Below are 22,014 nucleotides of genomic sequence, written 5' to 3'. Positions count from 1 at the left end.
CCTAGTCCCTAGCCTCTAGCCCCTATTACTGCTTGCTCTTGCTCTTGCAGCCAAGCAGCTTCATCATTCTTAAAGGGTGATAGAGCACGCAGATGTTCGACAATACCGGGCATTACCTCTAGCACAGTATCTATTTCAGCGTTTGTAGTGTAGCGAGAAAGGCTGAAGCGAATCGAACCGTGCAAGATTGTATAGGGTATACCCATTGCCCGTAGCACGTGGGAAGGTTCTAGAGAGCCAGAGCTACAAGCAGAACCAGACGAAGCACAGATGCCGTGTTTGTTCAGGTGGAGGAGAATTGCTTCACCTTCGATATACTTGAAGCCAATATTGGTGGTGTTGGGCAATCTCTGCGTAGAATGACCGTTAACTTCACAGTCGGGAATTGTGGCGATGATAGTTTGTTCTAGGCGATCGCGCAGTTTCTTTTCTCTAGCAGTTGCTTCTTGTATATGTAACAATTCTAATTCTGCTGCTTTACCCAAGCCGACAATTCCCGGTACATTTGGTGTTCCCGAACGGCGTCCGCGTTCTTGTCCACCACCGATGAGCATGGGACGGAATCTAACACCGCGTCGCACATATAAGGCACCAATGCCTTTTGGTGCGTGAATTTTATGACCGGACATGGTTAACATATCAATGGTGCTAGCCTTCATATTCATCGGAATCTTGCCGACTGCTTGCACCGCATCGACATGAAAGAGAGCGCCATGCTCTTTTACCCGCACCCCAATTTGTTCAATCGGAAACACCACACCTGTTTCGTTGTTCGCATACATAATCGACACGAGGGCGGTGTTACCTGTTAGTGCCGCTTCCAATTCATTGAAATCTAACTGTCCCTGGCGATTTACCGATAAATAAGTAACGGTGTAACCTTGGTTTTCTAGTTGTTTGCACAAAGTCAGCACCGCAGGGTGTTCGACTTGGGTAGTGATAATGTGTCGTTTTTGCGGTTGTGCCAATAATGCGGCTCGAATCGCGGCGTTATCTCCCTCTGTACCACCACTTGTAAAAATCACTTCTGATTCGTCAGCACCAAGTAGGGCTGCAACTTGTTCTCTTGCTTGGTTTACTACTTTTTTTACTTGTCCACCAAAGCTGTGCATACTAGAGGGATTGCCATAATAATCCGTCAAATACGGCAGCATCGCCTCTACAACTTCTGGATCTACTTTAGTGGTGGCATTATTGTCGAGATAAATACAATTCTTTTGCATTGCTTCAATTCTCTATAACAAGAGCCAAAAACTTTAGATTTTTCTTTTAATTACCAGTGTGATGAAGGTGAAGGAGAACAGGGAATGAGAAATGAGGGAATAATTCATAAGTATTTCCTAGTCCCTAGTCCTCAGTCCCCAGTCCCCATACTTACGCCACTTGTTGCTGATGCTTTTGTAATTGTTCGGAAAATTTTTGAGAATAAAGCTTATACCAATTCTCCCAATAATCTGGTTTTTTAGTTAATTTTGCAATCAGGCGATTATAAGTGTTAAACCAGTTTTCCCAATAATCGGTTGTAACTTTCATGCAGCCATTGCCAGTGGGACAACTAGCTTTGCACTGAGGCACGGTGTAGATGCTATCAACGCAGTTTGTACAAAGATTGGGATCAATCCAAAGACGATTTTCAACCATTTTGATTGCGCCGGTAGGACATACTGATTGACAAAGCTTACAGGAAATGCACTCGCTGGTTATTTGGTAAACCATGATGATCCTCCATAAAAGAGAGCAAATTGAGGATTAGGTACTGGGTAATGAGTGCTAGATAATTATTTGGTAATGATAGTAGTTAGTGGATAGTGGTTAGTGGAAATTTGACTAATTACCAACAACTATCTAATAACTACTAACTAATAACTACTAACAACTAACTGTTTCCTGCACGTATTGCTGGTAATATTCCAGAGCGACTTTTTCAATCGCATCGTAGGTTTCCACTGTTTGTATGCCAGCAGCGTGCAATTTTTCCTTGGGGCATTCGCCAATCTTAGCGACTAATACGGCTTTGCAATCGGCGATCGCTTCGATAATCTTTTCAAGAGTGGCTGTCTCTCCATAACCACCTTGGCAATAGTGGTCTATTCTACGATGACCAACATACTGCACTTGTTTGCCATCCACTTCGTAAACCTGGAATTCTTTGGCATAACCGAAGTGTTGATTTACTAGTCCGCCGCCTTTTGTTGCTACTGCAACCATAATTTTCACGTTGTTTTGTACAGACGCGCCATGGCTTGTCTCTACAGACTCTTTGGCAGCTTTCAGTTCTTCTTTAAACTTCTCAATTCCTGCGTGAACTTCTTGACGCTTTTGCAAATCATATTCTGGAGCCATTTCCAAGAATTTATCTTTAGTAAATTCTTGGCTGCGGTCTTCTCCCAATAATCCTACCGCATCGGCACGACACTGACGACAGTGGCGCATCATCTTCATGTTACCAGCGCATTTGTCTTGTACTGCCTTTAGTTCTTTGGGGGTAGGCCCACGCTGATTGGTAAGTCCGAAGTGGGTGCCATGTTCTGGGGCAGAAATCAGTGGCATGATATTGTGCAAAAATGCGCCTTTGGAGCGAATCACCTTATTTACTTCTGCGAGGTGTTCGTCGTTAATCCCTGGAATCATCACAGAGTTAACTTTGCACAGGATATCGGCTTCTTGAAGGGCTTGCAATCCCTCCATCTGCTTTTCGTGCAGAATTTTAACGCCTTCGATACCTCTGTAGCGCTTGCGTTTGTAGTGAACCCAAGGATAAATCATTGCCCCGATTTCCGGGTCAACCATATTAATGGTGATGGTGACGTGATCTATATTTAGTTGTTTAATGCGATCAATATATTCGGGAAGCATTAAACCATTGGTTGATAGGCAAAGCTTAATATCAGGTGCTTTGTCTGCTATTAACTCAAAGGTACGAAAAGTCTTTTCTGGATTGGCTAGTGGATCGCCTGGGCCTGCTATTCCTAAAACTGTCATTTGAGGAATTTTGCCTGCAATTACTAGCACTTTGTGTGCAGCTTCTTCCGGTGTTAGCAATTCGCTAACTACCCCCGGACGGCTTTCATTAGCACAGTCATATTTACGATTGCAGTAATTGCACTGAATGTTGCAGGCAGGGGCTACCGCAACATGCATCCTAGCATAATGATGATGGGCTTCTTCACTATAGCAAGGATGCTTGGCAATGCGTTCTTGTAGTCTTTCGTCCACTTCCACGGTGGAACCACTGCTGCATGGGCCGCAACCTTTAGATTTGACTTCAGGTCTGATTTCCGTAACTGGGGAGTTGACAATTCCTGTAGAAGGTGGTCTCATTGAATTTCGCTTCGCAAGGGGTCGGTGATGGGAATGCTACTGTTTAATAAGTTAGGAATGGAAGCCGCGTCTGTTTTGAGCGCTGCCTACCAGGGTTCGGGGTAGGCTATAAACCCAAGTTTTCTCGGCTGGTGTGTGTCTGCACAAGATGTGGGTGGAAGACAGCGCCTACAGCCGCGACTTCGATTTCACAGGGGCATGGTGCTATCTCATCCCTCCACTCACTCATCGCTCCTTGATTGGTGCGTCAAGTGATTGGCGATATAAGTTTTATATCAGTCGTCGGAAATAGACCTAAGCTTACAACCAGGATAAGATTTATTAGATTTATTAAGTTTGTACTCAAAATGTGAAACCCAGATTTCCAAAGCATTAAAAGAATTGGAAATTTTTTTTTGGGTAGGGGCGCTAGTATTTTAGGGTGGAAGTACAAGTATTTATGGAGAAGGGGACAAGTGTTTTTGTACTCAGATTAAAACCAGTCCTATCAAGATTTTTAAATCAATTTACATTTTTTTTAGCTTGCATAGCCTTGTACTCAAAGACCCTTCTCAAATTGCCTAGACCAATGATTTTGGAGCGGTTTTTACTTTTGGAAATCTGGAGTAGGTTACGGACTCTACTCCAGAAAATTGCGAAATTCAATTCTGTATCCAACATATCACTTTTTTTTTGATAGAAAATGCAATTTAATTTTTTTTAATTTTTGGAGAGGTAAATCGGAATTGCTATGGGAAAAGCCACTATTTAACCCACTTCGAGTCACTTTTACGGGCAAAAGATGAGAATTCATTGCAAAATCTGACAGCTAAAGTTCTGGCTGAACTTCTGTGTCCCTAAAACACTGCATTCCCAATTGCAGAGAATTACTAGCTATGTGAAGGCTGCTGGGGACAGTGAACATTAAACCCTCAAGGAAAACTTATAGCTGTTAACTGATTACTGCTCACTGATTTTTTACCAACTAAATACCAACTATTATAGAGTAATCTCAAATTAGTTGAGTGTGCAATGCCTGCTAGACGCTCTCTTGCTGCTCATAGAATTTAGGGAATACAGTGCGTTCGCAGTTAGTGTAGCAATCCTCTTGACATTATGTAGGTTTTATACTACATTTATATTACAAAGATAAAAGCTTACCCAAAAGCAAAAGTTAATCTTCTTGGAACCTTGACAACTGCATAAACCCTAATTTTTAGGTGTACTTTAATAACCCACCTTCGGCACTGCCAAGCTGACTAACTTATTTTTGCTTAAGCCTAAACTTGGGTCTGTAGCTCTAACGGTAGAGTTCCCGGATATCACTTGTGTCCTAACAGAAAAAGCTTACATACTTGCTCAAAAGTAGAGCGATCGTCTCTTAAACGATAAGTGCAGGTGCAATTCCTGCGTGTGTTACAACAGCTTTTTTAACTTGCACAAGGTGTGAGTGCAACTCTCACAGGGAGGGTATCGGTTCAATCCCGATCAGATCCATTCATACCAATCCGTAATTAAAACAAAGGTGATGACAATGGTTCATATTCGATTTGAAGGACGCTCTATTGATGTTACAGAAAAACAACTGGGAATTGTAGCTGACATGAATGATTTGGCAGTGAAGGAACGGGTTGCTCGGTATTTAGATGTGAATAGCGATCGCCTCTGTGCTTACGTAATTGATCGTCGTCCCAGTGGTGATTTGATTATTCGTCCTGAAGCTGTTTATGGTTAAATTTTTCACTTCGAGTCCTAACGGAAGAAGCTTACATATTAACTAAATAGTAAGGTACTTAAATTGAGATCAAGCGATTACAGGTACCCTTCGTACTAACAATTTTAATACTACAACTTAGGACTATTGGTAGTTGTTGCCGCGCCCCAATCGCAGAAGCTTACATAACTCAGTACAAGTTAGACACAATGCTTCTACAACTTGCGCGGTGACTTGATCACTGTGCGTGCAACATCTGCCTCCTTCAATTTTGAATTTTAGATTTTGGATTGCAATCCAAAATTCTTAGAGGAGGTTTCCATGAATACCACAGAACGCGATCTGCGTCTGGAAATGCTCAACAGTTTGCTGACAACTCCTCATCGCAAACTTGAGCAAGTCGCAGAAATTCATCAGTTAATTGTTGAACTCGATCCCATATTCTACGGACATTTGGCGGTTTGGTATCAGCGTCATGGTGATGTCCGCGATCACAAGGAAGTATTTATTGCTCACTTGCTAACTAGCTATTTGACTGAACACCGAGATGCTGGATTTGTGATGCTGCAAGAGTTTCCACCCTATCAAGTAGCTCGTGTGGTAGACTTCATGAAGCAGCACCAACAGAAACTGCCTCGTTCGGCTCGCACGGCTGTACGGCGTTACCTAAAAGCACGGGAAAGTAATCCGGCTTTATTTGATCGCGCTGCTTTGCGAAGTCGTCAGGCAATGAAACACCTATATGCTTCGCTGCATATTAAACCGAATGAACGGGCAAATGCGATTCTGTTCCGCAATACTCCCCCAGAGGGTTCCTTGGCAAATGTGCTGAAGCAGCTTGCAAGGGCAGAAAGTGCAGCAGAACAAGCACGGTTGATTGTGGAGTTCAAGATTTCCTACACAATTGCCATTGGTGCAATCAAGCAACTTACACCTGTTGTGCTGGTAGCCTTGATTCACAGCATGACTCCTCAGGAAGTGATCAATAACCTCAAGTCACTCCAAGCTAGAGGTGCAATGGATCATCCAGAAGTCAAGCAGCTGATTGACTCTAAGCTAGAGGAAGCATCTAAGAGTGGGCGTGTGGCAGCATTCAAAGCCCAGATTGCCGCCGAAGCCGCAGATTTAGACGCAGATACAGTTGCCCGACTGGAAAAAGTTACCAACGAGCAGGTAAAGCGACGTGGTGCGATCGCTCGTCCAACTGCTTTACTGGTGGATAAGTCTGGATCAATGGAGAATGCGATCGCGATCGGTAAGCAGCTTGCTGCCTTAATCTCTGGTATCACTCAGGCAGAATTATTTGTCTACGCCTTTGACACCATTGCTTACGCTCTCACAGCAAAGGGCAAGGAGTTAACCGACTGGGAGCGTGCTTTCCAGCACATCAAGGCAGCTGGTAGCACTAGCATCGGCTGTGCATTAGAAGCAATGCGCAAGAAGAAGCAAGTTGTTGACCAGATTATTCTGGTAACAGATGAAGGTGAAAATGCTGCTCCTTACTTCGGTGAAGCTTATAAAACCTATTGTCGGGAGTTGGCGGTAATGCCCAATGTGGTGATTGTGCGTGTTGGTACTCATTACGATTGGGTAGAGAGTCAACTCAAGCAGCAGCAAGCACCTGTAGAAACGTTCACCTTTGAGGGCGATTACTACAGCTTGCCCAACCTCGTTCCATTGCTGACACGTCCCTCTCGTCTGGATTTGCTGATGGAGATTATGGAGATGCCATTGCCTGTGCGAGAGGATAAGTGAGGTTAGAATTAAGACACTGCTCATTTATAATGAATGGGCAGTATCTACTGCATACTGAAAACACATTCACAAACAATAGAATTCTCTGAGCTTTTGAGGAGATACTTAACAAACAATAGCTCAATAATTGGAAATCCTAAAAAGCAGTGATATTAATAAGCGACATCAATAATGCTTATAAAATAGCAGCGATCGCATTAATGCAAAATCTCCCTTTTCATCTCTGGCATATTTGTAGTATAATGTAGTATAAATCCTGCGTGTCCCAACTCGTGGAGCTTACATACTAGTACGAGAGGAAAAGTAACACTGTCAAATCCAGTGGGCGTGTGTGAACGGAGAGTACGAAGAACCTGGGAGGTGGGCTTAAAAGTAGCCATCCTTGAAAGAGTGTGTAATAACTCACCAGCAGAGTCCCCTAGTAACTGAGAAAGCGCAATACTCCACCAACTTGCATGCAGGGAATAATTTATGACTAATATCCGTAAGCTAATCAACCAAATTGCTAATGCACAAACACATTTATACACCACCCAATTTCTTGCACCCTGTGTCAAAGGTGGAAGAATTCGCACACGGGTAGCAGGGATGGTTTACACCTTTACACCAAAGCCCAGTAAATTTGAAGGTTGGGGTATCTTTCAGCCAGTGGATGAGAAGACTGCAAAGATTGTGGAAGAGGCAGATTTATCCCAGGTTGCGGAATATCTGCAAAACTTTCCCCTAATCCGGCTACGATTAGCACATCAACAGTGGGGACAAACTTGGTTAGCATACCCAGTGAATGAAGCAGATATGCGTCAACGGTTGAAAGTAGTGAAGCCGCTCGCAGTGCATTTAGTAACTGAGGGTATTGCATTTGAGCAAATCATTGCTCGTTGGAATGGACATTGTTACTGGTTCGAGGGGGTTGATCGCCGTAGCGATCCGGCAATTGTTGAAACTCTGCAATCTGCCGTTAAGCAACTTACTCCTGCCGAGCAATTGCAGTTTAAAGGCATCACTCCAGAGATGCGCACAGTATATGAATTAGCAACTCGGCTCATTGAGGGTTTCGAGCAACCTCAACAGGATGAAAAACGACTGAGAAAAGCATTGCGGATGGGCGGTGGTGAACTAAACCAATTTTATGATCGCGGTGATTACTGGGCAGTGGATTGGACAACTGCTGATGGTGTTCGCCATAGTAGTGTGATCGCTAAAACTGACTTGACTGTGATAAGTTCTGGCATTTGTCTGAGTGGGCGCGATCGCGATTTTGATTTGCAATCGTTAGTGGGTGTAATGGAACAACAGTGGTGATATTAGAGAAGAATTCAGCAGTAAAACAGATTTAATACCGACTACACAATCCAAAATTGAATGAGTATGTTTTTTCACGAACAGCTTTACCGCAGCAATACTGTGATGGCAAAGCTGAAGAATTACCCCATAACAATTTGTGGGGCTGGAGCATTGGGAGCTAACATTGCTGAAAACTTGGCTCGATCTGGTTTTGACAAACTCACAGTCATTGATCGCGATCGCATTGAAGAACGCAACCTTTCGACTCAGCCTTATTATCGTTCTGATGTGGGAGCGTTTAAAGTAAAAATTTTGGCGAACAATTTATACCGAGCGATTGGTACTAAACTTGATACCAAGGCAAAGGAATTGACATCAGCAAATACAACTCAACTACTCAAAGATAGCCATTTGATTATCGATATTTTTGACAACAGTGTAGCACGTCAGGCGGTGAAGGATTATGCCAATCAATTCAAGATTCCTTGTCTTCATGCTGGGCTATCAGCAGATTATGCAGAAGTAATTTGGAATCAGGTTTATCGTGTTCCTTCTGATGTTAATGATGATATCTGTGATTATCCACTGGCACGAAACTTGGTAATCTTAACTGTTGCTGTTGTCTGTGAAGAAATCATTTCCTTTATTTTTACAGCACAACAGCGTAACTTTACCATCACCTTGAAGGATTTAACTGTTCAATCTCTTTAATTGTAAACTAAGCTACAACCATACCTACGCACACCACTGACCTATACCAATCCTTAAAGTTAACAGCACTGAATTCGTAATGGTGCTGACATTTTTAAGCGTCTATTACTTAGAGCGTTCTTGGGTATCCACGTCTAGTTCTTCGCGTCGGATTGTGTCAGTGGCTTCAGCAGTGTCAGTCTCTACGACTTTTTTGACTCGAACTTCTTCTCGCACCACAGCTTCTTTTTGTATGTTGGGTGTTTCTTCATAGATATCCATGCGAGCTACTTCGCCTTCTTGGAAGTTAGCTTGACTAGGATCTACGGGTTTAGTATTTGTGGGATTTGTCCGCTCGATTACCACTCGCTCTTGTTCTACAGGTACTGCAACACGAGCAGTTTCGGTTTCTACGTGTTTACCAATGCTTACTTCTCCAGCTTTACGACGTTGTTTGTTGGCAACTAGTCGTTCTTCGTACAGCTTTAGATTTTGATGATCGCGATCACTCATGTCATACAATGACGGTTCTTGCTCATAATTGTAGGTGTTGCGATCATAATCGTAAGTAGCTGATTGATTCAAAGCGGAAGTATCAGCCATTGGACGATATACACCACGGACTTGCTCTTCATAGTCATAATCAATTCTTTCTAGGCTGTCATAGTCAGGCAAATTTTCTACCTGCTCTTTAGTAAGTCCAGAGGCATAAATTCGTTTATCTGTGTAGCTGATACTAGCACGACCAACTGGTAATAAAACTTTTTTGCCAAAAATCCAGAAACCTGTATCTACAACAAAATAGCGGAAGCGACCAGTATTTTCATCAACTAAGATATCGAATACCGAACCTACTTTGTCATTATTTGCTCCATAAACATCAAAACTCTTAAGATTATCGATGTCAGAGCCATATTCACGATAGTCAGGGTATAGGTCTTCTAGTTTGACAAGTGCCATACAATTAACTCCTATTTTTCTATTAGTTACTTTCATTTTCTAAATCTCAACGATTTATTCATCTCTCTTTTGAATGATGAAAAAACAATCGATGTCTAACTATTGTTAGAAATCAAGTTTAGATTTTACTGGGTTTATTTTGTTTATGATGCGATTAACAACGTTGTTATTAGTTTGATTTCTACCAAATATTTCAGATTTAACTATTTTCAAACGTAGAGTTAGATTTACTATCATTTACATCTGATTCATCTTCAAAATGCTCTTTTTTATTTCCTTGCCAATGATTAAGTATATCTTTGACTAAAACTTCTTTTATCCAAATTTGCAGCACAATTACTAAAGGAACAGCCAGAAATACACCTAAAAATCCAAAAAAACTACCAAATATTACTACCGCCACTAAGGTAACTGCTGGCAATAAAGATACTTGACTTTCCATAATCAAAGGTAATACAACTAAGCTTTCAATTTGTTGAATTCCAAAGTATAAAGCAATAACTGCAACTGCTTTCCAAGGTGCAACACCCAATGCCAAAAGTGCTGGTGGAATTGTACTTAATGTTGGCCCTACATTTGGTATAAATTCTAATAGCCCTGCTAAAGCTGCATTTACTAGTGGCAATGGCACTCCCAAAATCAATAATCCAAAATAACTTAGTGTGGCAATGATTAACATTGTTAGGAGTGTGCCTTTGATCCAGCCAGTTAAAGAAGTTGCACATTGATCTAAAATTTCATTCACTCTTCTGCGGTAGAAGGCAGGAAATAATAGTATGAAGCCTTGTCGATATGGTGAGGGATTGGTCAAAAGCATAATTGTCAACACAAAGAATAGCAACAATCCCACAGCAACAGCTAGTGATCTGCTAACTAAGTAAAAGAAATTATTAAGTAATTGATTTAACCAATTTTGTAAACCCTGAGTCAGATAACCAAGCCCACTAATATTTTCTAGAAATTGCTCTGGAATTGCACCGCGCAGCCAGTTATTCCATAAACGTAATTGTTCTACTGTCAAAGGTAAAAGTCTGGTCAGTTGTTGTGATTGCTCGACAAGACGTGGCACAATCAAAGTGAAAAAACCGAATAATACAAGTAGTACACAGACAACTGTGAGCGCAACTGCCACGCCTCGCTTGATCCTAGCTCTTTGAAAAAATTGCACCAATTGATTTAGTACTGTTGCCAAGACGACAGCCGCAAATATCACCAAAAGGATAGTGCGAATTTGCCAGAGGATATAAATAGATATAGCAAGAGCGAGAAAGCCGATTAATTGCCCGAAACGCACTATCTAGCCTCCAAATTTTTGCATTTTCCAGCAATTGTGCTGACTTGAATGTTTTTAAAGTAGCTCTAATGTCTTTGTGAAAAAAGCCTCTTCAAGGCTGATTTTTCAAGGGCAATGATTTTTCCAACCTGGGATAGAATTTTAGAGCTTGATAGCACAGTATCTTCAAATCAGAAACTGAAGGCAGTAGCTCAACAAATGCAAGATCCACGTCCTAGTAATGTATTGATACGTGCCTTCGTATTGATTTTTGTCGGTTTAGGTATCTTTGTGCTTGGTTCAGTCATATTTAATATGAGCCGACAAGCAACAGAACAACCCAAAGAATTTAGAGAACCAGCAAGCGGATTATTAATATTACCAAGTTACAATCTCATGAGCAAAAAATTGGCTGAGTAACAAGGTATGTATATGTATAGTCAACGTGATCGCAATGATTTTTTTGATTGCGATCGCTGTCTTTGTTTATTGGAATTTTTAGGGCTTAATCTTTAATAGTTTTCTCAAGAGCGTAAACAAGTATACAAAAGTTCTTTCCATCGGGGTATATTTATAGCCCAGACTACATTTATGTTTGGGGTTTTGTGCAGTACGCCCAACTCATCGACAACTGTTGCACCTCGTGTAAGTTCACTTGTAATTTCAATTTCTACAAAGTATTTGCCTTGCCGCTTGACAATATTTGGATCGAGAGCAACAGCGATCGCTACAGGATCGGGTAGCATCAAACCAGGAGCAGACTGAATGTTCATACTGGTATCTAAAGCTATTTTGTTGCACTCCATTGCCAAACGTGATGTTTGTGTACCGAAGTTAGTAATTGTCTCTATTTCGGCAGGGGTTAAGGCAGCATCGTGGCGGCTTAACTCCCAACCTACCATTTCTATTGGCATACCACTATGAAAGACAATTTTGGCAGCTTCTGGATCTACCCAAATGTTATACTCAGCAGATGGTGTAACATTACCAACTGTATTAGCTGCACCACCCATAATCACACAACGCTGTACTAACGAGGCTATTTCTGGAGCGCGTAGTAATGCAGTAGCTATATTGGTAAGTGGCCCTAGTGTCACAAGCGTGATTTCACCAGGATAAGTTTTGATAGTTTCAATAATTACCTCGATCGCATGTGCTGATTGAGCTTGACTTTTAGGCTCAGGGTAGTACCTATTACTCATGCCATCATCACCATGAAACCAATGTGCGTAACTACTTGCTCTCAATATTGGCTTAGAGCAGCCGATATATACTGGTGTGGAAACATTGCATACTTCGAGCGTATACAGTGCATTTTTAACTCCCTGCTCCACAGGTACATTACCACTCACAATTGTTACTGCTTCAACATGGATATCTGGGCAACGATGTGCCATAATCAGAGCAACAGCATCATCAGAAGCAGTATCTGTGTCTATTAAAAATTTACGCATATATTTTATTGTTATTTATTTTTACACTTCATCTCAACTTAGAACTTGTACCTCACCGAATACTTAACTTAATATTGAACGCCTAGCTCCCCTTACACATAGTTGTGGTTTTAACATCCGTATTTTCATGTGCAAGATTTGAGTATACTTGAAATTATGGTCTATATATTAAACTGAGTTTTGCTGCGTCTAATTGGACAATAATTCTTTAAAACTGGATTGATAGCTGAAAGTCAGGAAAACAGACCTGTTCACGGATTCAATACAAACTGTACCCACACCTGTACCTCAAGAGTTTGTTTGGGTACACCGCATGGACAATAATTATTTAATGTCCAAATGGAGAATAGGAGACTCGAACCCCTGACCTCTGCGGTGCGATCGCAGCGCTCTACCAACTGAGCTAATTCCCCAAATTGTTAATTACTAATAATTAATTGTCTGTTGCTAGTCTTCCATTAATAATTAATAATTAACCATTCACCACTAGCCATTTTAGCATTCACTTGCTGTAGGTTGGCACTGGCGCTGTAAGTAAACTTCCTGTACCCGTTCTAGTTCCAAGTCGGTTAGATAATCTACTGTCCAGTTTGCTTGACGCTGAAGCATATGGAAGGGATAAGTATTCGCTACACCCACTACTTGCATCCCAGCCTGTTTTGCCGCTTGGATGCCTGCGGGAGTATCTTCTATTACCAAACATTCATCTGGTTGAAGATTTAGTTCGGGATATGCTTGATTAAGGTGTTCCACAGCTAATAAATAACCGTCTGGTTCTGGTTTGCTGGCGGTAATATCATCTCCAGCTACTATTACAGAAAAGTGTTGAGCTAATTTAGCGCGTTCTAGCACAAGTTCTATTTCTTTACGGATGGCTCCACTCACTAAAGCTAACTTTAAATTGCGCGATCGCACTTGAAATATCAAATCATCTAAACCAGGATACAAAGGCAGTTTTTCCAGTTTTTCTAATTCCTGCACGTACAATTGTGCCTTCTTGTGTAACAACTGAGTCAAATATTCTTCACTGACAACACGACCGCGATTTTTGAGTATATCTCGCACACAGGCGCGATCGCTGCGTCCAAGGCAAATTTCTTTATACTCACCTGGTTTAAGAGTAAGATTTTCTTCAATCAGAATTTGCTTTATTAGTTGTTCGTGGATCGACTCATCATTAATGATGACGCCATTAAAATCAAACAGAACTGCCTTTAAAATCATGCCGTTGTATTGAAAGCTGGAGAGGGAAAACCCTGCAAATCGTTATTATTTGATGTTTTGTCTATCGATGTAGAAGTATACTGCCGCATATTCACTTCAGCAATTCCTTCTGATGTTGGTATTGGTTTTATACCACTAGACACTTGATGTATCCACCATACATCTTGGGTTCGTACTGTTTCAAATCCTGCTGCACCCATCCATGCATCCACACTGAGCGCTGCGTATTCACGAATATACGGCTCCTCAAACACATCATTGAGCCATTCTAACTGACTTAGGGCCTTTTGATTACCATCGAGAATCAGTACTTGTCCACCTACCCTCAACAATCGGAAGCTTTCTTTCAGAATTGCCTGTGATACTCTTGGCGGTGTTTCGTGAAATAACAAAGTAGCTGTTACTAAGTCAAAAGAATCAGGGGCAAAACCCGTCTTTTCTGCATTACCGTGTTGCCAGTGAATATTTAAAGCAGCGTTTTTGGCTTTATGGCTAGCTCTTACTAGCATATAGGGCGACAAATCTAAACCAATAACTTCTGCTTCCGGGAAAGTTTGCTTGAGCATTAATGTTGTCGAACCAGTACCGCACCCTAAATCCAAAATGCGCCGTGGCTGTACTTTGACAGCATCAATTAAAGCTTGGCGTACCCAAGCTTCATTTGGTGGTAGCACATACTGAGTAACAGCGTCGTAGGTAACCGCCGCACCAGACTTTAGATATCCGCCCTGAATACCGTGAAAGTTTTGAGTGCTGTAGTAGGCAGGGATTGTAACGTCGGCACGTCGGAAGCGATCGCTTTCCCTTTCCCAATCCACACTCTCGGCGTAGCGCCGCAACTCCTCTTCATTGATGAAATAACGTACTAAAGGAGACAAGAAACGCTCCCAAATTGTATCTTGACGAACTGCCATAAGATTGTTTCAGAATGGATGACTGTTTCTACTACAGTCATTTTCTTTACAGATTTTAATATAACTTGGCGACAGATACTTTCCTCCTTTGGAGATAGGCTTGACATTTGTTATCTTTAAATAATACATTTATAATACACAAGCAATACATAAGTTACTGCCTCTCAACAGTAGTCATTAATCTACTAGAAAATAAGGAAGCGATTTAAATTGTGAATTGTGTTTTTATTAGTAGTTAACCACCAAAATCTTATATATGCCTTACGAAGAATTAGAAATTTCTACACCATCTCCAGTTTTATCTTGGGCAAATCACCCTTTAGGCTCAGAAGAAATTAAGATGGCAAAAAATGTAGCATCATTGCCATTTGTATTTAAACACGTGGCATTAATGCCAGATGTTCACTTAGGAAAAGGAGCTTTAGTTGGTTCTGTAATTGCTACAAAAGAAGCTATTATCCCTGCGGCTGTGGGTGTAGATGTTGGTTGCGGTATGGGTGCAATTAAAACACCATTTAAGGGAGAACAACTAGAAGGAAAACTGAAGAAAATTAGGCAGGATATTGAAGCAGCAATTCCTACTGGTTTCAACGAAAATAAAGATGTAGAAAAAAGTGTTACCAATTGGCAACGATGGCGTGATTTCCCTGACTTGCATTCAGGAGTACAAGACTTGCAAGGCAAAGCCATGAGACAAATGGGTTCTCTCGGTAGCGGCAACCATTTTATTGAAGTTTGTCTCGATACAGAAAACCAAGTTTGGCTGATGTTGCATTCCGGTTCCCGCAATATCGGTAATATGCTTGCTCAGTGCCACATTAGCACAGCCAAGGAATTGGCAAAAATGGCAGGAAACAAATTAGCCGATCCTGATTTAGCTTACTTTGTAGCTAATACGCCGGAATTCAATGCCTATTGGCGAGATTTGCAGTGGGCGCAGGATTATGCGCGTTTCAATCGCGATGTGATGATGGCGCGTTTCAAGCACATTATCGAGAAGCACCTAGCAGGCGGAAAGGCTACTAAACCTTTATTAGAGGTGAATTGCCATCACAATTACGCTGAAAAAGAAATGCATTTTGGTGAGGAAGTATACGTAACTCGTAAAGGTGCAGTCCGCGCCAAAAAGGAAGACTACGGGATTATCCCTGGTTCAATGGGGGCAAAATCTTATATCGTCAAAGGTAAAGGTCATGCTCACAGCTTTTGTTCTTGTTCTCACGGTGCAGGACGTTTGATATCAAGAAATAAGGCAAAAAATGTCTATACTCTTGATGATTTGATAGAGCAAACAAAAGGTGTTGAATGTCGAAAAGATACTGGTGTTTTAGACGAAATTCCTGGTGCTTATAAACCAATAGATCAAGTTATGGAAAATCAATCTGATTTGGTGGAAGTTGTGGCGACTCTCAAGCAGGTTATTTGTGTGAAGGGATGAATCAACGACTTTACTGAAGGCAAATTTTAGAGCGTAGAAGGCAGTAATAAATTAGAAAAAGGTAACTTAGTGTCTTCTACCTGTTAATCATAAAATGAATAAAAATAAGGATGATAAAAGGTGAATCAAAAAAATTTGAAAGTCTTTTTTGAAATTCATCAGGGTATACCCAGGCAAGGGCCTGGTGATTCTGAATCTACAAAAAAAGCTTTTCTAAAGATGGTTGATTTGCCATCAAATATAAAGATACTGGATATTGGTTGTGGAGCGGGCTTTCAAACTTTAGATTTAGCCAATTTGATAAATGGAAAAATTATTGCGATTGACAAGCATACTTTGTATGTCGATAAACTTAAACAGAAAGTTCTACAAAAAGAATTGTCAGACAAAATCGAAGTAGTAAATGCTGATATGTTTACCCTCGATTTTCCTCAGGCAAGTTTTGATGTTATTTGGGCTGAAGGTGCAATATACATTATCGGTTTTGAAAACGGAATAGAGCAGTGGAAGTCTTTACTTAAACAGGGGGGTTACTTGGCGGCGACAGAAATTACATGGCTTAAACCTCATCCACCAAGGGAACTAGAGGAATTTTGGAATGCAAATTATCCTGCAATGCAAGATGTTGATGGTAATTTGAAGATTATTCAAAAAAATAGTGGATATAAAATTATTGATTGGTTGATACTGCCGGAGTCAGCTTGGTGGAATCATTACTATAATCCCCTGGAAGAGAGAGTACAGCTATTAAAAAAACATTACCAAGATGATGTAGAGGCTCTTGAAGTTATTAATATGACTCAATTGGAAATTGACCTTTATCGGAAATACTCTGAATATTATGGTTATATCTTCTACATTCTTCAAAAATTGTCAAATTAACTCCTAGAAAAAGTTTTTGAGTCGGTTACACCCTATCAGGCAGTGGCACTCAAAGGCATGGATATACAAATAGGGAAAGCGATCGCCTCAAACAAGTACCGCGAATTTATTCTAAATTGCTGATTAACAAGATTGAAGCAGTTGACAGGATCTTGATTTTATTTTATTGTTTATTGCAAATAAATATCATTTATTAAGTGTAGTGTGAGTGCGATCGCAAGTGCTTTTACTACCTTAATATTGGCTTTTGGAGACATTAGTGCAGAAGCACACTTTGTCTATTATTTGAATTTTATTGGCAATTTGCAATAAATTTTATGCTTGCTATTTCGCAGTTAAATTTTATTAAAGGCATTTTTTCTTCTTGGTATAGCCGTTATACAAGTAAAGTTTTTCCTCAAAAATCTTTCCGTATTTTATGCTTTATTTTTAGCGTTGTATTTACCTTAGCTTGGGCAAGTCCAAGCCTAACTTTATCGCAACGAACTACAGAAATACTTTGGGATACTTACGGTATTCCCCATATTTATGCCAAAGATACCCCCAATGCTTTCAAAGCCTTTGGTTGGGCGCAGATGCAAAGTCACGGGAACTTGCTTTTGCGTCTGTATGGGCAAGCACGGGGAAGGGCTGCCGAATACTGGGGAGAGAAATATTTAGAATCGGATCAATGGGTTCTCACGATGAAAGTTCCAGAGCGATCTCGCTCTTGGTATAAGGCACAGACTCCCGCATTTCGTCGTTATTTAGATGCGTTTGCGGCTGGTGTCAACGCTTATGCTAAAGAACATCCCGATTTGATAGATGACGAAGTAAAAGTAGTGCTGCCAGTAAAATCGGAAGATGTATTGGCTCACCTGCAAAGAGTACTTAATTTTACTTTTGTAGTCAGCCCAGAGCAAATAGCAGGTATTACTGACGCAGAGCAAAAACCAGGATCTAACGGTTGGGCGATCGCACCGAAAAAGTCTGCAACTGGTAACGCAATGTTGCTAGCAAACCCACACTTACCTTGGACAGATTTATTTTTATGGTACGAGGCACAAATTAATGCACCAGGTATTGATGCTTATGGAGCAACGCTTGTAGGAATTCCAGTTTTAGCGATCGCCTTTAATGATAATTTGGGCTGGACACATACAGTCAATACTCATGATGGCTGGGATACTTATCAACTCAAGTTAGCTGATAAAGGTTATCGCTTTGACGGACAAGTTCGCCCCTTTCAAACAGAAACCCTTTCCTTAAAAATTAAGCAAAAAGACGGCACTTTGCGCGAACAACCACTAATAGTGAAAAGTTCTGTCCACGGCCCTGTTGTCAGCGAGAAAGATGGTAAAGTTTTAGCGCTAAGAGTTGTCGGGCTTGATCGTCCGGGCGTACTAGAGCAATGGTGGGACATGGCACGAGCAAAAAACCTATCTCAGTTTGAAACTGCGCTCAAGCGTTTGCAACTGCCAATGTTTACAGTGATGTACGCAGATAGAGCCGGAAACATCATGCACCTATTTAATGGTCAAGTACCAATGCGTCAAGAAGGTGATTTTGAATATTGGCAAGGTATAATCCCAGGCGACACCTCTAAAACTTTATGGACAAAAATTCACCCTTACCAAGATTTACCCCGCGTACTTAACCCAAAAAGTGGTTGGTTGCAAAATGCCAACGATCCACCTTGGACAACAACATTTCCACCTGTTATTAAAGCAGATAATTTTCCGCCTTACATGGCACCACGTCATATGTATTTCCGAGCGCAGCGATCGGCAAAAATGTTGGCGGAAGATCCCAAAATAACTTTCGACGAAATGATTGCATACAAACATTCAACCCGTATGGAACTAGCTGATCGCATTCTAGATGATTTAATTTCCGCAGCACAAAACCAGGGAAGTGAGTTAGCAAAACGAGCCGCTAAGGTACTGGCAGCTTGGGATAGACAAGCCAATGCAGATAGTAAAGGTGCAGTTCTTTTTGCTACTTGGGCAGAGGAAATTGATCCAGATCAGGCATTTAGTCAACCCTGGAATGAAAACTCTCCACGCACTACTCCCAAAGGTTTGGCAAATCCTGCAAGTGCAGTAGCAACTCTCGAAGCAGCAGCAGCTAAGGTAGAGAAAGCCTATGGTAACCTAGATGTAGCTTGGGGAGAAGTTTTTCGGGTTAGGTATGGAAATGTAGATTTACCAGCCAACGGAGGAGAAGGAAAATTAGGCATCTTTCGTGTACTCAACTTCGTTCCAAATTCTGATGGGCGCTTCCAATCGTTTGGAGGCGATTCTTATATTGCTGCAATTGAATTTTCTAATCCTGTACGGGCAATGGCACTTACTAGCTACGGTAATGCCACTCAGCCGAATTCACCCCACAAGGGCGATCAATTGCAGATGTTTGCCCAGCAAAAGTTGCACCCAGTTTGGCGCAATATGAAAGAGATTAAAGCTCATTTAGCGGAACGCAAGGAATTGTAATAAAAATGCCCCCAGAACTTCAGTTCTGAGCTAACAGCGTAAGTCCACTTCTAGGACTGAAATTTTTGTTTAGTCTACTTCAGTAGACTTTAGCTATTAGGTTTGAGAATTAATTCTCTGGCGAGATGGCAACGAAGCGGAGATTTATAAAGATGTGGGTTACGACAAGTCCTAGTCTCTAATCACCGATCGCAGTCCCTTTTACTTCATGCAGCGTTCTAGAAATAATCTCCACTAGCTGCCTTTGATCTGAATGCAAAAAGAAGTGATCGCCAGGAAGCATATGTACAGAGAAGGAATTGCTTGTTTGCTCTTGCCATGCTTGAAGTTGATCGTAACTAACTTCTTGGTCTTGCAAACCACCACAAACAGTAATGGGACAATTAAGTGGTGGCTGTTCAGTATAAACATAAGTTTCTAGAACTGCAAAATCTGCTCGCAGAATAGGTAAAAAAAGTTGCATCAGTTCGCGATTTTCTAGAACAGATTTGGGAGTACCATTTAAACGACGCAGTTCTTCCAAAAACTCCTGTTCTGGTAGATTGTGAATAGGTGGATCTGAATTAGGAATTTGAGGAGCGTGGCGACCAGATACAAACAGGTAATTTGGGCTGATATCATATTGTTTGCGAAGTAGACGGGTAAGCTCAAAACTCACTAGCCCACCCATACTGTGACCAAAAAAGGCGAATGGTTTGTCTAAATATGGTTGAATAGCAGATGCGATCGCTCTGACAAGAGGTTCTAGCTGAGTGAATGGAGGTGACTTCATTTGAGTTCCCCGCCCAGGAATTTCTACAGGGCAAAGTTCAACTGTTGTTGGTAAATAATCTCGCCATTGGCGAAAAATTAGAGAACTGCCACCTGCATAAGGAAAACAAAATAGTCGTACTGAAGCTTGAGGATTAGGTTTAGGACAGGTAATCCAATTCAAAAATTGCGTATTTGCCATTAGGGGATCGCTTTAATTTAATTAAGACTACAAATAATTTTTATCTGAAATAATAATAGCGCCAACCTTACTACAGGTAAGCGCTATTGTTTTACTTTAATTCAGGGATAAAAATATTAAAAGTGATTCCCTGAGGTTTAATATAATAAATTACCCACAATTTGGCTTTTTATACAGCACTGCGGCGGGTTAGTGCGTTCCAGATAAAAATGGCAATAATCGCACCAAGGATTGCCAATAAAATACCAGGAATACTTAAAGTAGGAGCTGCTAAAGTTAAAGTTCCCGTACTGAAGAATACGCCTAAACTACCACCAATAAAAGCACCGATGATACCTAATAAGATTGTTCCCAAAATACCGCCACCTTGATGACCGGGGTAGATAGCCTTAGCAATAGCACCAGCGATTAGACCTAAAACAATCCAAGCAAGTATGTTCATTTCTCTTAGTTTATTCAACGTTTTTTACTAACAGTAATAGAGTAACAATTTAATCGTTGTTATCCAATCTGTCCTTAGAACTAATTAAGGAGCATCTCAAGGAAGAAATGAAGGAATCTTGGAATTAATAGCATTTCTTTGGACGTATATCCTAATTAAGGCTACTTAAAATCAAGAAAAAGCTCCTAGTAGGTCTAAACTAGGAGCTATATTATTGCTTGGTAAGAGCAGTATATGCATTTCTAATTATCTGTTTCCTCCACTTGGAGAATTAAGCTGTTAGTCTTGAGATCTAAGTTCCATCAATAATTGCAATATCAATCAAAATTAGCTGGTAAAAGATTTTAGGTATGAGCGGATGCGAAAGCAAATATTGTCACTTTTAACATTGGTTGTACCAGTGACGCTGACAATCACCAGTTGCAGTACTCCAACTACTGACCAGTATGAAGCCACAGCACTTACTAGTTATACTTGGCAAGTAAAATATGCCTATAACTTAACTACTGAAAAATCACCGCGACTTGAAACCTTTGCTACTACCTCTTTGCTCAATCGCAATGGCGTTAAGCCTTCTGGTGCAGTTATTGGGCCTGATGATAAAGGTTTATGGTGGCCAACTTTACCACCACGACCTTCTGTTGATGAAGTGGAGCAACGGCAAAAACCTCAACAAGAGGCGAGCCAGCCCGAATTATTGAAAGCTGTGGAGTACAAACTAACGTATAGAGTTGGTGAGCAACAGAGGACATTACCCACTAACTACCAGGTTTATCGGCAAGTGGTAAAGGCGTATCCATCCCGCACCCCTTTGCAGCTAACTTTAGGAGTAGGTGATAATTCTGTCCAGAAAGCTGAACCTGCGGGTAATGAATAAAAATGAGTGATTTCTTGGAGGCGATCGCACTCAACAATACATTTGCACTAATACTTGAATACTATTTATACAATATATCTAAAATTTGATACAGTTGTCAGATAACATATAGACGGTAAATTTTTAATTAATTTCACCTCTATAAATTTCCCTAGATGTCAAGCTATGATTGCTCAACACTACGATTTAATTCACGTTGAAAACAACCTGCTTAGACAAATCAAAATTAAAGAAAATCAGTTAAAAATTGCACAAGAATCTAATATGCCCTATGTAGCGGAAGCATTACAGAGGCAATTGCTAGAATTACGGTGTCAGTCTTCAGAGCCGCAAGATTTTGAATTTAAAGCATTAATGAGTTTATTAGATGATTAAATTTGTTGA

At 40.9% G+C, this 22,014-nt stretch carries 20 protein-coding genes, 2 tRNA genes and 1 other annotated feature; of the genes, 11 read left to right on the top strand and 11 right to left on the bottom strand.

Translation table 11 applies throughout. The annotated features are described in order from the left end of the window. Positions 1-8: 8 nt before the first annotated feature. The 3 genes from nifS to nifB all read right to left on the bottom strand — a co-directional run bounded on the left by nifS (position 9) and on the right by nifB (position 3,321). Positions 9-1,223, bottom strand: a complete 1,215-nt coding sequence (gene nifS / locus QUB80_RS03110) for a cysteine desulfurase NifS (protein WP_289788019.1) — start codon at positions 1,221-1,223, stop codon at positions 9-11. A gap of 151 nt (positions 1,224-1,374) precedes the next feature. Further along, positions 1,375-1,716 carry a DUF362 domain-containing protein gene (locus QUB80_RS03105; protein ID WP_289788018.1) on the bottom strand — a complete coding sequence of 114 codons (342 nt, stop codon included), beginning with the start codon at positions 1,714-1,716 and terminating at the stop codon, positions 1,375-1,377. Positions 1,717-1,869: 153 nt separating this feature from the next. Then, positions 1,870-3,321 carry a nitrogenase cofactor biosynthesis protein NifB gene (gene nifB / locus QUB80_RS03100; protein WP_289788017.1) on the bottom strand — a complete coding sequence of 484 codons (1,452 nt, stop codon included), beginning with the start codon at positions 3,319-3,321 and terminating at the stop codon, positions 1,870-1,872. A gap of 1,328 nt (positions 3,322-4,649) precedes the next feature. Between nifB and QUB80_RS03095 the strand changes: the two genes are divergently transcribed. The 5 genes from QUB80_RS03095 (at position 4,650) to QUB80_RS03075 (ending at position 8,764) form a co-directional block, all read left to right on the top strand. Further along, positions 4,650-4,719, top strand: a tRNA-Lys gene (locus tag QUB80_RS03095). Positions 4,720-4,834: 115 nt separating this feature from the next. Then, positions 4,835-5,035, top strand: a complete 201-nt coding sequence (locus QUB80_RS03090; protein WP_289788016.1) for a hypothetical protein — start codon at positions 4,835-4,837, stop codon at positions 5,033-5,035. A 300-nt stretch (positions 5,036-5,335) separates the two neighbouring features. After that, positions 5,336-6,769, top strand: a complete 1,434-nt coding sequence (locus QUB80_RS03085) for a vWA domain-containing protein (RefSeq protein WP_289788015.1) — start codon at positions 5,336-5,338, stop codon at positions 6,767-6,769. 353 nt (positions 6,770-7,122) lie between these two features. Continuing rightward, positions 7,123-7,178: a sequence feature (23S ribosomal RNA rRNA prediction is too short), on the top strand. A gap of 62 nt (positions 7,179-7,240) precedes the next feature. Further along, positions 7,241-8,071 (top strand): hypothetical protein, encoded by an 831-nt coding sequence (locus QUB80_RS03080; RefSeq protein ID WP_289788014.1) that lies wholly within the window; start codon positions 7,241-7,243, stop codon positions 8,069-8,071. Positions 8,072-8,131: 60 nt separating this feature from the next. After that, complete coding sequence (locus tag QUB80_RS03075) at positions 8,132-8,764, top strand: HesA/MoeB/ThiF family protein (protein ID WP_289788013.1); 633 nt, start codon at positions 8,132-8,134, stop codon at positions 8,762-8,764. A gap of 105 nt (positions 8,765-8,869) precedes the next feature. Here QUB80_RS03075 and QUB80_RS03070 read toward each other — a convergent pair whose 3' ends face one another. Both QUB80_RS03070 and QUB80_RS03065 read right to left on the bottom strand, forming a co-directional pair. Further along, complete coding sequence (locus tag QUB80_RS03070) at positions 8,870-9,703, bottom strand: DUF2382 domain-containing protein (RefSeq protein WP_289788012.1); 834 nt, start codon at positions 9,701-9,703, stop codon at positions 8,870-8,872. A gap of 199 nt (positions 9,704-9,902) precedes the next feature. After that, positions 9,903-10,997: an AI-2E family transporter gene (locus tag QUB80_RS03065; protein ID WP_289788011.1), complete on the bottom strand. Its 1,095-nt coding sequence runs from the start codon at positions 10,995-10,997 to the stop codon at positions 9,903-9,905. A gap of 114 nt (positions 10,998-11,111) precedes the next feature. Between QUB80_RS03065 and QUB80_RS03060 the strand changes: the two genes are divergently transcribed. Then, entirely contained in the window at positions 11,112-11,396 is a 285-nt protein-coding gene (locus QUB80_RS03060; protein ID WP_289788010.1) for a hypothetical protein, read from the top strand. A gap of 104 nt (positions 11,397-11,500) precedes the next feature. On the opposite strand, the gene QUB80_RS03055 is transcribed toward QUB80_RS03060, so the two are convergent. The 4 genes from QUB80_RS03055 to QUB80_RS03040 all read right to left on the bottom strand — a co-directional run bounded on the left by QUB80_RS03055 (position 11,501) and on the right by QUB80_RS03040 (position 14,568). Continuing rightward, on the bottom strand, positions 11,501-12,430 hold the full coding sequence (locus QUB80_RS03055) for a nucleoside hydrolase (RefSeq protein ID WP_289788009.1): 930 nt from the start codon (positions 12,428-12,430) through the stop codon (positions 11,501-11,503). A gap of 340 nt (positions 12,431-12,770) precedes the next feature. Beyond that, positions 12,771-12,843: transfer RNA gene (locus QUB80_RS03050), tRNA-Ala, on the bottom strand. A gap of 82 nt (positions 12,844-12,925) precedes the next feature. Next, a complete protein-coding gene (locus tag QUB80_RS03045; RefSeq protein ID WP_289788008.1) occupies positions 12,926-13,654 on the bottom strand; it encodes an HAD family hydrolase in 729 nt (242 codons plus the stop codon). Next, entirely contained in the window at positions 13,651-14,568 is a 918-nt protein-coding gene (locus QUB80_RS03040) for a class I SAM-dependent methyltransferase (protein ID WP_289788007.1), read from the bottom strand. Before QUB80_RS03040 ends, QUB80_RS03045 begins: the two co-directional genes overlap by 4 nt. Positions 14,569-14,824: 256 nt before the next feature. Here QUB80_RS03040 and QUB80_RS03035 point away from each other — a divergent pair, with 256 nt between their 5' ends. The 3 genes from QUB80_RS03035 to QUB80_RS03025 all read left to right on the top strand — a co-directional run bounded on the left by QUB80_RS03035 (position 14,825) and on the right by QUB80_RS03025 (position 19,359). Further along, complete coding sequence (locus tag QUB80_RS03035; RefSeq protein WP_289788006.1) at positions 14,825-16,006, top strand: RtcB family protein; 1,182 nt, start codon at positions 14,825-14,827, stop codon at positions 16,004-16,006. 120 nt (positions 16,007-16,126) lie between these two features. After that, positions 16,127-16,888, top strand: a complete 762-nt coding sequence (locus tag QUB80_RS03030; RefSeq protein ID WP_289788005.1) for a class I SAM-dependent methyltransferase — start codon at positions 16,127-16,129, stop codon at positions 16,886-16,888. 317 nt (positions 16,889-17,205) lie between these two features. Then, entirely contained in the window at positions 17,206-19,359 is a 2,154-nt protein-coding gene (locus tag QUB80_RS03025; RefSeq protein WP_289788004.1) for an acylase, read from the top strand. 178 nt (positions 19,360-19,537) lie between these two features. Here the strand turns inward: QUB80_RS03025 and QUB80_RS03020 are convergent, their stop codons facing one another. Both QUB80_RS03020 and QUB80_RS03015 read right to left on the bottom strand, forming a co-directional pair. Next, on the bottom strand, positions 19,538-20,311 hold the full coding sequence (locus QUB80_RS03020; RefSeq protein ID WP_289788003.1) for a thioesterase II family protein: 774 nt from the start codon (positions 20,309-20,311) through the stop codon (positions 19,538-19,540). 169 nt (positions 20,312-20,480) lie between these two features. Beyond that, positions 20,481-20,753 carry a GlsB/YeaQ/YmgE family stress response membrane protein gene (locus tag QUB80_RS03015; RefSeq protein WP_289788002.1) on the bottom strand — a complete coding sequence of 91 codons (273 nt, stop codon included), beginning with the start codon at positions 20,751-20,753 and terminating at the stop codon, positions 20,481-20,483. Positions 20,754-21,111: 358 nt separating this feature from the next. On the opposite strand from QUB80_RS03015, the gene QUB80_RS03010 reads away from it, so the two are divergent. Together QUB80_RS03010 and QUB80_RS03005 are read left to right on the top strand one after the other, a co-directional pair. Beyond that, complete coding sequence (locus QUB80_RS03010) at positions 21,112-21,630, top strand: hypothetical protein (protein ID WP_289788001.1); 519 nt, start codon at positions 21,112-21,114, stop codon at positions 21,628-21,630. Positions 21,631-21,795: 165 nt separating this feature from the next. After that, positions 21,796-22,005, top strand: coding sequence for a hypothetical protein (locus QUB80_RS03005; protein ID WP_016873032.1), 210 nt, complete (start codon positions 21,796-21,798; stop codon positions 22,003-22,005). Positions 22,006-22,014: the final 9 nt, after the last annotated feature.

This window comes from Chlorogloeopsis sp. ULAP01, from assembly GCF_030381805.1.
GTDB lineage: Bacteria > Cyanobacteriota > Cyanobacteriia > Cyanobacteriales > Nostocaceae > Chlorogloeopsis.
The sequence above is the reverse complement of the archived record's forward strand: the minus strand, read 5'-3'. Positions and strand labels throughout refer to the sequence as shown.